This window comes from Rossellomorea pakistanensis, assembly GCF_016908495.1.
Lineage (GTDB): Bacteria > Bacillota > Bacilli > Bacillales > Bacillaceae_B > Rossellomorea > Rossellomorea pakistanensis.
In genome coordinates this window covers 19089-34086 of the sequence record NZ_JAFBDZ010000002.1, presented here as the reverse complement: position 1 = coordinate 34086, position 14998 = coordinate 19089, and the positions used below count along the sequence as shown (strand labels likewise).

16 protein-coding genes are annotated in these 14998 nt (G+C 37.1%); 1 reads left to right on the top strand and 15 read right to left on the bottom strand.

Annotation, left to right across the window (positions count from 1 at the left end):
• Window positions 1–114 precede the first annotated feature (114 nt).
• From rplI to JOC86_RS07910, 11 genes are all read right to left on the bottom strand, one after another.
• On the bottom strand, window positions 115–564 hold the full coding sequence (rplI, locus tag JOC86_RS07955; RefSeq protein ID WP_205170334.1) for a 50S ribosomal protein L9: 450 nt from the start codon (window positions 562–564) through the stop codon (window positions 115–117).
• Window positions 564–2534, bottom strand: coding sequence for a DHH family phosphoesterase (locus JOC86_RS07950; protein ID WP_205170331.1), 1971 nt, complete (start codon window positions 2532–2534; stop codon window positions 564–566). Before JOC86_RS07950 ends, rplI begins: the two co-directional genes overlap by 1 nt.
• Window positions 2535–2566: 32 nt before the next feature.
• Entirely contained in the window at window positions 2567–3499 is a 933-nt protein-coding gene (locus tag JOC86_RS07945; protein WP_205170329.1) for a DUF2232 domain-containing protein, read from the bottom strand.
• A 111-nt stretch (window positions 3500–3610) separates the two neighbouring features.
• Window positions 3611–3739 carry a hypothetical protein gene (locus JOC86_RS24960; protein WP_275583385.1) on the bottom strand — a complete coding sequence of 43 codons (129 nt, stop codon included), beginning with the start codon at window positions 3737–3739 and terminating at the stop codon, window positions 3611–3613.
• A gap of 176 nt (window positions 3740–3915) precedes the next feature.
• On the bottom strand, window positions 3916–5961 hold the full coding sequence (locus tag JOC86_RS25380) for a methyl-accepting chemotaxis protein (RefSeq protein WP_205170326.1): 2046 nt from the start codon (window positions 5959–5961) through the stop codon (window positions 3916–3918).
• A gap of 296 nt (window positions 5962–6257) precedes the next feature.
• On the bottom strand, window positions 6258–6494 hold the full coding sequence (rpsR, locus tag JOC86_RS07935) for a 30S ribosomal protein S18 (protein WP_205173447.1): 237 nt from the start codon (window positions 6492–6494) through the stop codon (window positions 6258–6260).
• A 41-nt stretch (window positions 6495–6535) separates the two neighbouring features.
• Complete coding sequence (gene ssb, locus JOC86_RS07930; protein WP_205170323.1) at window positions 6536–7042, bottom strand: single-stranded DNA-binding protein; 507 nt, start codon at window positions 7040–7042, stop codon at window positions 6536–6538.
• Between the two features lie 66 nt (window positions 7043–7108).
• On the bottom strand, window positions 7109–7399 hold the full coding sequence (rpsF, locus tag JOC86_RS07925) for a 30S ribosomal protein S6 (protein ID WP_205170320.1): 291 nt from the start codon (window positions 7397–7399) through the stop codon (window positions 7109–7111).
• 268 nt (window positions 7400–7667) lie between these two features.
• Window positions 7668–8768: a redox-regulated ATPase YchF gene (ychF, locus tag JOC86_RS07920; protein ID WP_205170317.1), complete on the bottom strand. Its 1101-nt coding sequence runs from the start codon at window positions 8766–8768 to the stop codon at window positions 7668–7670.
• A 177-nt stretch (window positions 8769–8945) separates the two neighbouring features.
• Window positions 8946–9143, bottom strand: a complete 198-nt coding sequence (locus JOC86_RS07915) for a DUF951 domain-containing protein (protein ID WP_205170314.1) — start codon at window positions 9141–9143, stop codon at window positions 8946–8948.
• 13 nt (window positions 9144–9156) lie between these two features.
• Window positions 9157–10092: a mechanosensitive ion channel family protein gene (locus tag JOC86_RS07910; RefSeq protein ID WP_205170311.1), complete on the bottom strand. Its 936-nt coding sequence runs from the start codon at window positions 10090–10092 to the stop codon at window positions 9157–9159.
• Window positions 10093–10504: 412 nt separating this feature from the next.
• On the opposite strand from JOC86_RS07910, the gene yyaC reads away from it, so the two are divergent.
• Window positions 10505–11119 (top strand): spore protease YyaC, encoded by a 615-nt coding sequence (gene yyaC, locus JOC86_RS07905; protein ID WP_205170308.1) that lies wholly within the window; start codon window positions 10505–10507, stop codon window positions 11117–11119.
• Between the two features lie 346 nt (window positions 11120–11465).
• Here the strand turns inward: yyaC and JOC86_RS07900 are convergent, their stop codons facing one another.
• The 4 genes from JOC86_RS07900 to noc all read right to left on the bottom strand — a co-directional run bounded on the left by JOC86_RS07900 (window position 11466) and on the right by noc (window position 14961).
• Window positions 11466–12179, bottom strand: coding sequence for a DUF554 domain-containing protein (locus JOC86_RS07900; RefSeq protein WP_205170305.1), 714 nt, complete (start codon window positions 12177–12179; stop codon window positions 11466–11468).
• 117 nt (window positions 12180–12296) lie between these two features.
• Window positions 12297–13145: a ParB/RepB/Spo0J family partition protein gene (locus JOC86_RS07895; protein ID WP_205170303.1), complete on the bottom strand. Its 849-nt coding sequence runs from the start codon at window positions 13143–13145 to the stop codon at window positions 12297–12299.
• Window positions 13138–13899 (bottom strand): ParA family protein, encoded by a 762-nt coding sequence (locus tag JOC86_RS07890; protein ID WP_205170300.1) that lies wholly within the window; start codon window positions 13897–13899, stop codon window positions 13138–13140. Before JOC86_RS07890 ends, JOC86_RS07895 begins: the two co-directional genes overlap by 8 nt.
• Window positions 13900–14088: 189 nt before the next feature.
• Complete coding sequence (gene noc / locus JOC86_RS07885) at window positions 14089–14961, bottom strand: nucleoid occlusion protein (RefSeq protein ID WP_205170297.1); 873 nt, start codon at window positions 14959–14961, stop codon at window positions 14089–14091.
• Between the last annotated feature and the right edge of the window lie 37 nt (window positions 14962–14998).

The following is a 14998-nucleotide window of genomic DNA, read 5'->3' as shown; positions in this document are numbered from 1 at the left end:
ACCTCCTTTAGAGAAGGACTATTAGTCTAAGAAAAAATGTGATCAGATAATTGATCACATTTTTACATACCTATTTTATTCTAACATGTTTTTTGAAAATATGAGTTGGCAAATTTAGTTTTCTTCTGTAACATGGACTTTTAATGTTGCCGTTACATCTGAATGAAGCTTAACAGGTACATTTGTATATCCCAATGCACGGATCGCATCATTCATTTCAATTTTACGTTTATCAATTTTGATTTTATGATTTTTCTTGAGCGTCTCAGCAATCTGCTTACTAGTAATCGAACCAAAAAGTCTACCGCCTTCTCCAGCTTTTGCCTTCATCTCGATCGTTAAACCTTCTAGCTTTTCTTTAAGCTGTTTCGCTTCTTCTAACTCTTCCTGAGCTAGCTTTTGCTCTTTCTTCTTTTGTCCTTCTAATTGACTTACATTCGAATGATTAGCTTCTACTGCTAACCCTTGCTTGATAAGGAAGTTATGTGCATACCCATCTGCTACATTTTTCACTTCGCCTTTTTTACCTTTTCCCTTTACATCTTTTAAGAAAATCACTTTCATTAGTCTTTTCCCCCTTCAAAATATTCATCCAATGCCAGTTTTAATTGTTCTTCGGCCTCGTCAACAGTGATATCCGGTAATTGAGTAGCTGCATTTGTTAAATGCCCGCCGCCGCCTAGAGCTTCCATGACAATTTGGACGTTCACTTCTCCAAGTGATCTGGCACTAATACTAACCAAATTTTCCTCACGCTTGGAAATGACAAATGATGATATAACTTCATCCATTGTTAACAAAGTATCAGCTGCTTGAGCAATGAGAACCTGATCATAGACAATGTCATCACTACCTCTAGCAATCGCCACTCCATCTTTATAAAAATCAACTGTTTCAATTAGTCTTGCCCGCTTAATATAAGTATCCACATCTTCTTTTAAAAACTTCTGTACAAGAACGGTATCTGCTCCCTGTGCCCGTAAATAGGAGGCTGCATCAAACGTCCTTGAACCAGTTCTTAGTGTAAAGCTTTTCGTATCGACAATAATACCTGCTAAAAGGGAAGTGGCTTCAAGCATTGAAATCTTCTCATGCTTTGGTTGATATTCTAATAACTCTGTTACCAATTCAGCGGTAGAAGAAGCATAAGGCTCCATATAAACAAGCAATGGATTCTTAATAAAATCTTCTCCTCTCCGATGATGGTCAATCACAACGACATTTTCTATTCTACCTAATAATTTTTCTTCAATCACGAGTGAAGGCTTATGGGTATCCACAACAACTAATAGAGTATCATCTGTCGCCATCTCTAGTGCTTCTTCAGGTGTAATAAAGCGTGAAAATAGATCAGGGTTTCCTTTGATCTCTTTAAGTAACCGTTTAACACCATTATCAATCTCATTAAAATTAAGGACTACATATCCTTCTTTCTGATTCATTTGAGCAACTTTTCGAATGCCGATAGCTGCACCCACAGCATCCATATCAGGGTGCTTATGGCCCATTACAATGACTTTATCACTCTCGACGATTAACTCCTTAAGGGCATGGGAAATAACGCGTGCACGCACCCTTGTACGTTTCTCCATCGGGTTCGTTTTTCCACCATAGAACTTTACTTTCCCATTTGTCTGTTTAATCGCTGCTTGGTCACCACCTCGACCTAAAGCAAGATCTAGACTCGACTGTGCTAAAGTTCCTAGCTCTGGTAGAGAAGAGACACCCATTCCGACTCCAATACTAAGAGTAAGAGGAACATTTTGTTTCGAAGTGGTATCCCTTACATCATCTAAAATGGAAAACTTTTCTTTTTCTAGCACTTGAAGTATTTTTTCATTAAAAACGGCCAAAAATCGTTCTGAGGAAATTCGCTTCAGCAAAACCCCTGATTCTTTTGCCCATTTATTTAAAATAGAGGTTACTAGACTATTTAAACTACTACGAGTCTGGTCATCCATACCTTGAGTGAGCTCATCATAGTTGTCTAAAAAGATAATCCCGATAGCTGTTTTCTCATCCTCATATTGCTTTTCAATTTGCGATTGCTCTGTGACATCAAAGAAATAAATAAGTCTTTCATCCGACTTGATGACGACTCGATACTTTCGTTCGTTCATGGTAATAATCTCTGTATCAATTTCTTGTTTAATGAGAGGGATGACCGATTCTGCTACATCGTAGAGAGAACGACCTACAAGTGTGTCTTCATTGAAGCAAGAGGCAAGAAACGGGTTTGTCCATTCAATAAAATAGTCATCATTAATTAGCATAATTCCAATAGGCATTTCCATTAATGCCTCTTCTCCCACTCGTTTTACTCGATAGGAGAGGGTCGATATGTAATCTTCTGTTGCCATATGAGATTTATTTTCATAATAAAAAGCAAGAAAGAATACACCGCCAAATAAAGCTAATCCAATCACGGCAATAACCCAATTGTAAAAGGCGAAGGCGATCACTAATAAAGTGCAAAGCGCTATCAGTCCATATAATGGGTAACGGATCATACGCTTTCGAAAAAAAGATGGCATGATTTCAGCTCCTAAAACAAAATTTACAACCTTTATGACTTACGTTGAAGGCGCTGTCTAAGATTAAATCCTAAATCAATTATACCTAAAATCCTAACAATAGAAAGAAGGGGAAGTGATAAAATCGTAATAAGGACCAATAAACCCTTTGTCCATTTTTTTATGTAAGCAAAATAATAAATGAAAGAAAGCCCTTGTATAACCATCAAAACCTGTAAAACATAGGATATGTTTTGAAGAGCCCAAAAGCTATAGTCACCTTTTTCCGGCTGAAGAACGATGGATAGAATAAGGATAATTAAATAATACCATAAGAAACTCTTTGGTAATTGCCATTCACGAAAAGGTTTGAACTTGGGCGTTTCAACTCCAAGCCTACGTAAAATAGGGAAATTAACCCAAATGATAATAAAAGCATTGATGAAGGCCATCATTAAAAAGAAAGAGGGAGTTAAAATACCGATCATATCTAAATAAAAATTCATTTGATCGACCATTCTCGGATCAGGAGTTTGCCCAAAGCTTTTCATCATCTCAATAGATTGATCAAACGATTTTTCCAAAATCTTGATCATATCATTAATTAAATCAAAATTAAAAAAGAGAATTGATATAACATATTGAATAACCAAATTGATTAATAAAGTAAAACCTGATGCGATAAGTAAAGAGATTTTACTTTTCTGTTCCTTAATATACCACCCCATCACAACGCCTGTTGTCCCGTATATGATGGCAAGAGGAATGGCAAGGATTGACCCCATAATGAAGGAAATCAAAATACAGCCTACTAATAAAATCAGTGATATCCTTAAACGATGCTTTGAGGCAAAATAAAGGACTGGGAATATTAAAACAAGACTTGATAAAACCCCAATAACTGGAATGTAGATAGTGATTAGAGTAAGAACGGCAAATATAGCGAGCATTAATGCCCCTTCCGTAAGAATACGGGGATTCTTCACAAAGACACCTCATTAAATTTCATTTACTATTTATATCATACTAATTTTATCCGTTCTTTAAACATCGTTCAAGCAATGCGGGTTGTTATAAAAGCGGAATGAACGACTAAATTAACCACAACCTGTGGCGGTGTCTTTTCCTTCTAGCCGGCTTGGGTCTCGAGGGTTAGGGGCTGTAACTGAACGAATGGCCTTTAGTTGGGCATCTTTGGCATCTTTGGCATCTTTCGGGGTCCTCATTTTGAACTTTTTGCTTTTTCAGGGCTCCATTCGACTTCTTTGAGGTCCTCATTTCGAACTTTTTGTTTCTTCAGGGCTTCATTCGTCCAAGAACAAAAGAAAAACCTTAACAACAAAGAAAGCAGTCCCCAAAAGGCTTATTTATGAAACCTTTTTTAGGACTGCTTTCCTGATTCTTAATCAATTTTAAATTGTTCTATCGCATTTTGCAGGGATTGGCTGAGTTCTGTTAAGCGCTCTGCTGCGTCTGTAACGCCTTGAATAGAATGCAGTTGTTCATCAGTAGAAGCACTAACTTCTTCACAGGCTGCTGCTGTTTGTTCAGCCGTTGAAGCCATCGTTTGAATGATGTTTAATACTTCATCCTTGTTTGTTGAGACAGATTGGACTTCATGATATATGGAAACAATGGCTTCCTGCATCTGTTTCATCAACCCTGAGATTTGTTGAAAAATTGAATTCGTTTCTTCTACGACTATAAATTGTTCCTGAAATGTTTCTTTCGTGTGGAACATTTCATTTACTGCTTGCTTGGAGCCGGTTTGAATGTCTGTTATCGTCTTCTTCACTTCATCCGTTGCTTGGACTGATTGTTCGGCAAGCTTTCTAACTTCTTCAGCCACGACCGCAAATCCCTTGCCATGTTCTCCAGCTCTTGCCGCTTCAATACTCGCATTCAAAGCTAATAAATTGGTTTGGGAGGAAATATCGGTTATCGTCTCCATAACCGATTCAATTTTCTTCACTTTATCTTCAAGACTTAGGACAACCTCTTCCATTGATGAAATAAACTGTTTTGAAGAGGCATAAGACTCTTGTAGCTTCTTCATTTGAACGATCCCTGTTTGGTTTACTTCGTCTGCTTTTTCCGCTATAGAAGACATTCCCTTTGCCTGATCCGAAACCTGGTTTATTTGATTACTTAAATCCATTGATTGTTGATTTGCAGTGTCTGCATCAGCAGCCGATTGGGAGGCACCGTTGGCAATTTCTGAGACAGCACTTGCCATTTCCTCACTTGAAGCGTTTGTTTCTTCGGAAATAGCACTTAGACTTTCTGCAGATTCCCGAACATTAAAAACAGATTGATTAACCGTTATGAGAGTCGTCCTCATACTTTCCATCATTTTATTAAAATCCTGTCCAAGCTCGCCAATTTCATCCTTTGATAGAATAGATGTATTGGTGGAAAAATCACCATCTGCCATTGAACTTACTGTTTTTTTAAGTTGTAATATTGGTTTGGTTATGCCTCGAGCCACTAAAATGACCACAACAATGGAAAGAATTAACGTCCCAATAGCTGATATCCATAATGTCATCTCAATCTCTTTTGAGGTTTGTACTAAAGCATCCTTCCCATAGGATGCGCCAATTTTCCAGTTTGTTTTTGGAACGGTATCGTATACAAGAAGTTTATCTTCACCTTCTAATTGATAGTGAACAGATCCTGTCTTATTTTTGCTTTCAAGCATGTTCTTAATAAAACTTAGAGATGATAGATTTTCACCCCTTTTAGAAGGATGAACAATAGCAGATCCATTAGATGACAATACGAAAGGATAACCTTTATACCCTATATCCATCTTTGCAATTCTTTCTGTTAATTTCGTTAAATTGATATCTACACCGAGAACCCCTACGACTTCTCCTTCTGTAAGAACAGCTTTAGATGCGGTAATAATGTATTCATTGGTTGCTTCATCAATATAAGGATCACTCCAAACAACCTCAACCTTTGTTTCTAGTGCTTTTTCATACCACGCCCTACTAGTTGGATCGAAGTCTGCAGGAAGGCTAGTATAGGGAACAATCTTCAATTCTTTATTTGGAGTAGCCAAATAAAGCGACGCTGCCTCAGCATACAGCCCTAAATAATTATTAAAATCCGCTTGAGTGCTGGCAAAAACCTCTGTTTTTTCCTTAGTTTCAAGCATTCCTCCTTGCACTTTCGCTAAATTTTTTAGTGAATCCGAAAATGTGAATTGTTCTAAACTTTTCTCATATTGGCCAAGAAAGAGCTGTACAGAGTTGTTTAACTCCATAACCATCCCCTCAGTTTGAGAAATGACATTCTTCTCCAACTTTTCTCTCGTTTGCCAACTTGTAATGGCAATGACAATTGCAAATGATAAGAAAATTAATAGAGAGAAAATAAGAATCAGTTTTGCCTTAATAGATCGAAATGATAGGAACCCTTTAATTTTATTTAAACCCTTCACCTTTTGTTGTACCTCCGATGCAATAATTTCTGTGCATATTGTTAATTTCGACAAAATTCTTATTTCTTTTAGGAGTTTCGAGTAATTATACAGGAATATTTTCTTAGGAAAATCAGATAAAGTAATTCGAATGGACTAATAAACCAAATTTGAGAACAGAAGGATTTTAATCACTTTAATAAATAATCATCAAACAAGCTTTAGGGTGGTAGGAGAGCATTTCATATTTGAAAGGGTTTAGGATTTTTAAAAACAGAAAAAGACTGTCCAAAAATGGACAGCCTTTTTAATATTGATTATTCACCAGTTACGTATGGTAATAATGCCATTGTACGTGCACGTTTGATTGCACGAGTTAATCTACGTTGGTACTTCGCGCTTGTTCCTGTCACACGACGTGGAAGGATTTTTCCGCGCTCAGAGATAAATTTTTTCAGTAGATCTACGTCTTTGTAATCGATGTGTGTAATTCCGTTTGAAGTGAAGAAACACACCTTACGACGTCTACGTCCGCCTCTGCGTCCTGCCATAATAGATTCGCCTCCTAACTAATATATTTCAAATTATATTTCGTTTAGAATGGAAGATCGTCATCTGAAATGTCGATTGGCTTACCATCATTAGCAAATGGATCTTCATCTACACGTGTATAGTTCTGTCTGTTGTTATTGTTATTATTATTGCGCTGATTCTGATTAAATGAATAATCTTGTTGTGGTTGACCACCGCCATAGCTGCCACGTTCGCCTTGGTTATTAGCGTTCTTAGGCTCAAGGAATTGAACACTCTCCGCTACAACCTCTGTCATAAAGACTCGACGACCATCTTGACCTTCGAAGTTACGTGTTTGAATACGTCCATCCACTCCAGCCAAGCTTCCTTTTTTAAGGAAGTTTGCAACATTTTCAGCAGGGCGACGCCATACAACGCAATTAATAAAGTCCGCTTCTCGTTCACCTTGTTGATTCGTAAACGTACGATTAACAGCAAGAGTAAACGTAGCCACAGGAACTCCATTTGGAGTATATTTTAACTCAGGGTCCTTTGTTAAACGACCTACTAATATTACTCGGTTCATCATCAGAATCAACCCTTTCGTTCTGGCATGTTTCACGTGGAACATATCAAGAAGCGTTTATGCTTACGATTATTTTTCTTCTTCTTTGATTACGATGTGACGGATAATATCATCGCTGATTTTCGCTAAACGATCGAATTCGTTAATAGCTTCAGTCGCAGATTTAACGTTTACTAGTTGGTAGAAACCATCACGGAAATCGTTAATTTCATACGCTAAACGACGTTTACCCCACTCTTTAGATTCGATGATCTCCGCTCCGTTTGTTGTAAGAACATTAGCGAAACGCTCAACAACAGCTTTCTTTGACTCATCGTCAATGTTTGGGCGGATAATGTACATTAATTCGTACTTTTTCATCTTTTTCACCTCCTTATGGTCTGTGCGGCTCTATTGTGAAATAGAGCAAGGAGCAATGCTTTCATTACTCACAAGTTAGAATTATATCATATTGGGCAAGCTTATGCAATACAGTCCTAGAATCCTTGAAATATAATGTTCGTTTTGAAAAAAATTCAACTAAACTAGGCGATTAAACGGTATAACGACTTTTATCGGTCATTCGACAAATTACTACAGAAACCATCGCACAAAAAAACCTACTCCAAAAAAGAGTAGGCTCAATAGATTAAACGTTAAAGCGGAAATGAATGACATCTCCATCTTGAACAATATATTCTTTTCCTTCTAAACGAACTTTCCCAGCTTCTTTAGCAGCGGTCATTGTATTGGCAGCCACTAAATCATCGTAAGAAACGGTCTCCGCTCGTATAAATCCTTTTTCAAAATCGGTATGGATCACACCTGCACATTGAGGTGCTTTCATTCCTTTTCTGAATGTCCATGCGCGAACTTCTTGAACTCCTGCAGTGAAATAAGTGGCAAGGCCAAGGAGATGATAGGCAGCACGAATTAATTGATCAAGACCTGATTCCTCAATTCCTAGCTCTTGAAGGAACATAGCCTTTTCTTCATCATCAAGCTCAGCAATCTCAGATTCTATTTTGGCACAAACGACAATCACTTCAGCATTATCGGACTCAGCAAACTTACGGACCTTTTGAACGTATTCATTCTCTGATGGATCAACAATATCGTCTTCTCCAACATTCGCTACATACAGAACCGGTTTAATGGTTAACAAATGAAGACCCTTGACAACCTTCATTTGTTCATCCGTAAATTCAACTGTACGTGCCGGCTTGTCATTTTCAAAAGCATCTTTTAACTTCACTAAAATTTCATACTCATACATAGCTTCTTTATCTTTTTGTTTAGCCATTTTTTCAACACGGCTAATTCGTTTATCTACTGATTCTAAATCAGCCAAAATAAGCTCAAGATTGATTGTTTCAATATCATCAATAGGATCTACTTTTCCAGAAACATGGGTAATATTATCATCAGCAAAGCAGCGGACCACTTGGCAAATCGCATCGACTTGGCGAATATGGGATAAGAATTTGTTTCCTAACCCTTCACCCTTACTTGCTCCTTTTACAATTCCTGCTATATCAGTAAATTCAAATGTAGTTGGTACCGTTTTCTTCGGTTCAACAAGTTCTGTTAATTTATCTAAACGATAGTCTGGCACTTCCACAATTCCAACATTCGGATCGATTGTACAGAATGGGTAGTTGGCAGATTCTGCTCCTGCTTTTGTAATGGCATTAAAAAGAGTGGATTTTCCCACATTCGGCAATCCAACAATTCCAGCTGTTAAAGCCATATCCGTCACTCCTCTTCTTCATATCCTATCTATTTTCACTACGTACATTATTCTAGTAGTATTTTAAACCTTTCACAATTATAGATTTTAGCTAAGGAAAACACAAGGGTACAAGTTTAAATAAAAAGACCATACAAGTGGAGTCATTCTTTCTCCATACTCGTATAGTCAAGAGGATTAGCTCTCTCCATGTTCAAGTATTTTCTTTACTTTTCTACTAAATTCTTTTCTTGGTAGAAGGACGCTGTGAGCACAGCCTTCGCATTTTATGCGGATATCCATCCCTAGTCTGATGATTTTCCAACGATTGACTCCACATGGATGTGGTTTTTTCATTTCAACGATATCATGTATATTAAATGTTTTTTGCTCCATAAAGCGACTCCTCCTATTCACCTTTTGCTTGACTTTTCTTCATTTCTTGTCCATTTGACGGTTCTTCTTGATTACGCGAATACATGACTAGACGAGGGAATGGTATTTCAATCCCATTTTCATCTAAACAAGCTTTTAATTCTTTTCTGATCATTCTCGCTATATACCAATGCTTCATCGGTACTGTTTCGGCTACAATCCTTAAGACAACATCTGAAGCCCCGAAGGTCTGAATCCCAAGTAATTCAGGTGGATTCACAAGTTCCTCATATTTCTGAGGAAGCTTGAGGATCAATTCTTCAATCACTTTTTCAGCTTGTTCTATATTTTCTTCGTAAGCAATACTAACATCAACGACGGCAATACTGTTATGGATAGAGAAATTCGTCACTTCCGTTATATTTCCATTTGGGAATATATGAAGTTCACCCGTCCAGCTTAAAATCTTCGTTGTCCTTAAGCCGATTTCTTCAACCGTCCCTTCAGCATTACCGATTCTCACATAATCACCAACAGAAAATTGATCTTCAAATATAATAAAAAACCCTGTAATGATATCCCGTACTAAATTCTGTGCTCCAAATCCTACAGCCAAGCCAACAATTCCTGCACCCGCAATTAATCCTTTTACATCGATGTCCAAAGTGGAGAGGATTGTCATAAAAGAAATAAAATAAACGACGTAAGTTAGGACGTTTTGAAGGAGCTTTAATAGGGTTGCTTCTCTTCTTTCTGAGATTCTTAAAGGAGAACGCGATCGAGCTTTGAAAATATTTTGAATAGCTGTTCTTCCTATCTTAGTAGCTAGCATTGTCAGAATAATAATAGCGATAATCTTTATACTCGTTTCTCCAATGGATATCCATAACTCATCACTGATTAATTTTTGAAAGGTCTTACTCTCTTCTATTTTTTTCAAAGTTTCAGTTTTCTCTAATTTCTCCACCATCTATTTTACTCCTTATTATCATAAGATAAATACTGTCTAGACATTATTCAATAAGAAGAGACCAGGCTAACCTATGCTCTTCTTTACCTGTTCAGCATGTTTGTGTTTGCCAAAATTAAATTCTATTTTACCAAGTTTCCCTTCAAAAGAGTAGAAAAAACCCAACCGTTCAAAAAAGTTAAGAAAAATAGCATAGTATATGACAAGTTAGGAATAATGGGTATTTTCGCTGATTAGACCTTAAATGATAGGTACCAGAACTGTAAAGCTAATACATTCTCATATCCAAGCACTTCCAAACTTTAATACACATCTTTTATCAATCGAATTTTTATAGAAATACGCTTGATTTAAGTATAGAAATTCTAAATTTTCCGTATACTGTTACTACCATTATAAAGGAGTGGCATGGATGAATCTAAAAAAAGGTCTATTTGAAAGAAAACCAGAACCATTTAGAATTCAACATAATGAAGATCGGGCATCGATACTGCTATCAGCTCAACTTGTGAACATGCTTCCTGAACAACATAGACCTATTGTGATTGTTTGTATTGGGACAGACCGTTCTACAGGCGATTCCCTCGGACCACTCATAGGTACCTTTTTAGAAGAAAAAAAGAGCTTTTCCTTTCCGATTTATGGAACACTGGATGATCCTGTGCATGCTGTAAATTTGGAAGAAAAAATAGAAGAAATTAATCATACTTTTAACAATCCCTTTATTATCGGCATCGATGCATGCTTAGGAAGATTAAAAAGCGTAGGCTCAATCCATATGGATACGGGACCAGTAAAGCCTGGGGCAGGAGTCAATAAAGAACTTCCTGAGGTAGGGGATATGCATATAACAGGAATTGTAAATGTAAGCGGATTTATGGAGTTTTTTGTTCTACAAAATACGAGATTGAATATCGTTATGAAAATGGCAAAAATTATTTCCGAAGCAATTATTTATTCATCCCATGCCTATCAACGTAAGTACTCGCTCATAAATTTAGAGCGCGAACAAAAGCATATTCCATAGAAAAAAGCTGTCCATAAGGGGGTCAGCTCCACATTATTTTTCCTATATAGAAAAAATTTCGAAGTTTTTTCTATAGATAATGTTGGAGTTATTACACCTAATCTGGGACAGTCTTTTTCTTTGGCCGTTTTCGAAAACATATTTGAAAAAGAGTTAGTTGGTATCAGCGAAAGGATGCTTGCTTTCCGCGGGGTGGGCGGTGAGCATCCTCATCGCCTTGCTACTGCGGAGTCTCTCACCTGTCCCGCTTCTCCCACATGAGTCTCGCACCTTCCGCTTCAATCAACCTTTTTACAAAATTTGTGTACTCAAAAAACAACAATCTTTTAAAAAACAGTCTTTTTCTTTAAAAGATATTCTGATAAGCAAATAGTAAGGATACAATCACTGCTACCACAAGGACTCCTGGGAGTAAATTAGCCACTCGAATCTTAGTAATACCGGTTAGGTTTAAACCAATGGCAAATATCATAATTCCTCCTGCAGCCGTCATTTCTGCGATAAAAGAATCCATTACTACCTGCGGAACCCATTGATTGATTTGTGTAGCAAATAGGGCAATGCCTCCTTGGTAAAGCACTACGGGAATAGCAGAAAACATAACACCGACCCCTAAGGTAGTCGTTAGGATAAGGGAGGTAAAGCCATCAATGATTGACTTGGTATATAAAACATCATGATCCCCTCTGATTCCACTATCCAAAGCACCAATTACAGACATTGCTCCGATGACAAAGATTAACGTTGCTGTAACGAATCCTTGTGAAATACTTGCATCACCTTTAGATCCTACTTTTTTCTCAATCCAGGCTCCTAATGCATTTAAGCGGTCTTCGAGTTTCATCCATTCTCCCAATACGGCTCCTAATACTAAACTTATAATGACAATTAAGAAGTTCTCACTTTTTAAGCCCATTTGCAGCCCTAACACCATGACAGCTAAACCAATGGCCTTCATAACAGTCGTCTTCATATTTTCAGGAATGCGATGGAGGAGTATACCTATCAAGGTGCCAATTATAATACATACTCCGTTCACTAGTGTGCCTAACAGTACCATAAGTTTCCCCTTTTTTCGAATATCGAAATATTATTTCTTTCAAAAATACCACTATTTTTCTAATTTTCATAGATTTTTTTAATCAACAATTAAAATAACCACCTAATGCCTAGGTGGTCAGTCGTTCATCTTTCCTAATAAATCTAAGATTCGATCTAAATCTTCTTTTGAGAAAAATTCCAATTCAATTTTTCCTTTTTTCTTGGATTGTTTGATTGTTACCGTTGTACCAAATCTTTCCCTTAAAATTGACTCTTGTTCTTTAATAAATATGTCTTTTTCTTTGGGCTTCTTTGTTTCACGTGGAACATTTTCATTAATATCATGAATCAATTTTTCTAGTTGTCTTACATTAAGTGACTCATTAATGACTTTTTCAATTACAGATTGAATCTTCTCTTTTTTTCGTAATCCTAAGAGAGCTCTTCCATGCCCCATTGTGATTTTTCCATCTGAAATGAATTGCTGAATTTGGTCTGGTAGAGATAGCAATCGAACATGGTTTGCAATATGAGGGCGACTTTTCCCTAATCTTTTAGCCAGCTCTTCTTGTGTAAGGTTTAATTTCTCCATGAGCATTTGATAGGCTATACCTTCTTCAATAGGAGTTAAATCCTCACGTTGTAAATTCTCTAATACTGCCAATTCCATCATCTGTTGATCATTAAGTTCTCTTACTACTACAGGAACTTTCTCTAACTTAGCGGCTTTTGCTGCTCTATAGCGGCGTTCTCCCACAACAATTTCAAAACCCTTGATGCTTTTACGAACAATAAGAGGCTGTAGGATTCCATGCTCTAGAATGGAATCTCTCAACTCTTCAATAGCTTCAGGTTCAAAGATTTTTCGAGGTTGATAGGGATTAGGACGTAATTCCTTTATCTTCATTTCTCTTACAGCTTCTTCGTTCGTTGGGTCCACATTGGCAAATAATGCGTTGATCCCTTTTCCTAAACCTTTAGGCATTCGCCACCACTTCCTTTGCCAAGTCTAAATATACTTCTGCACCTCTTGATTTTGCATCATAAATAATGATAGGTTCCCCATGACTTGGAGCTTCACTAAGGCGAACATTTCGAGGAATAATCGTTCGATATACTTTATCTTGAAAATATTTTTTAACTTCTTCAATAACTTGTATTCCTAGATTTGTTCTTGCATCTAACATGGTCAATAGAACGCCATCTATCATTAGTTCATGATTTAAATGTTTTTGTACTAAGCGTACTGTACTAAGTAATTGACTAAGTCCTTCTAATGCGTAGTATTCACATTGAACGGGGATGATGACAACGTCTGAAGCTGTTAGAGCATTGATGGTTAATAACCCGAGTGAAGGAGGGCAATCAATAACAATATAATCGTACTCTTCTTTTACTTTCTCTAATGCTCTTTTCAGCCGAACTTCCCGTGAAATGGTAGGAACTAATTCAATTTCAGCACCTGCAAGTGAGATGGTCGCTGGTACTGCGGATAAATTTTCAACGGTTGTTGGCTTAATGGTCTCTTTTACATCTACATCATCAACTAATACATCGTATATACAATGCTGAACGTCACCTTTTTCTATTCCAATACCGCTTGTCGCGTTTCCCTGAGGGTCAATATCAACAAGTAAGACTTTCTTTCCTATGTAAGCTAAACAAGCCCCTAAATTGACTGAGGTCGTTGTCTTACCAACACCACCTTTTTGGTTGGCAATGGCAATAATTTTGCCCAAGGTTGTCACCTTCCCTTTGACTTCCTAAAAAATATATACATAATCACGTATTCTTTTATTTTATCAAAAATATGGATTGGTTTCTCAATTAATTCAAAAAATTCCGCTTCCAATTATTTATATACGTTGTTTCCTAGATTCATAGAAAAAGTGAGAAACTATACTTAGCTCCTCACTTGTATGCTATATCTATGATTTTTTCTTCGGAATACGAATGGTAAATTGATAAAACTCTTCGTGTTCTTCTTCTTCAGAGTCTAAATTTATCCCGCTATCCGAAACCATTGATAAGGACTGTCGTATTGTATTGACAGCAATTCTCATATCCTTACTGAATGCTCGCCTTTTCGGTTTCGGTTTCGTTTCACTTTGATCAAGCATTTTTACAACCCGATCTTCAGTTTGTTTTACATTTAAACTCTTTTCGATAACTTCCTGCATTAATAGAATTTGTTTTTCAGGATTCTTTAATGGGATAAGAGCCCGTGCATGTCTTTCAGTTAAATTCTTTGAAAGAAGAGCTTCTTGGATTTCTTCCGGCAGTTTCAAAAGGCGAAGCTTATTCGCAACGGTAGATTGACCTTTTCCTAGTCGTTGAGCTAATGCCTCTTGGGTTAAATCATGGAGTTCTAGTAATTTTCCATAAGCCATTGCCTCTTCTATAGGAGATAACTCTTCTCTTTGCAAGTTTTCAATTAAAGCAACAGAAGCTGTTTCTGTATCGTTTAAATTCTTCACAATCGCAGGAACGGTTTCCCATTCTAGCTTTTGAACCGCTCTCCACCTACGCTCACCAGCGATAATCTCAAATTGATTGTTTTCAAATTCACGTACAACGATCGGTTGAATGATCCCGTGAGTGTGAATTGTTCTTGATAACTCATCTATTTTCTCTTCGTTGAAAATGGTTCTTGGCTGAAAGCGATTCGGTACAATTTGGGAGATAGGAATATTCTTTACTTCGTCTCTCTCTTCAGTTGTAATCGATTCCTCTTCCATTTCCATTTCCATTTCCTGTTCTTTTTCACCTAGGCCAAAAAAACGAGAGAATGGATGCTTCATCTTCCTACACCACCTTTAAGAAACTCCCTTATTTACT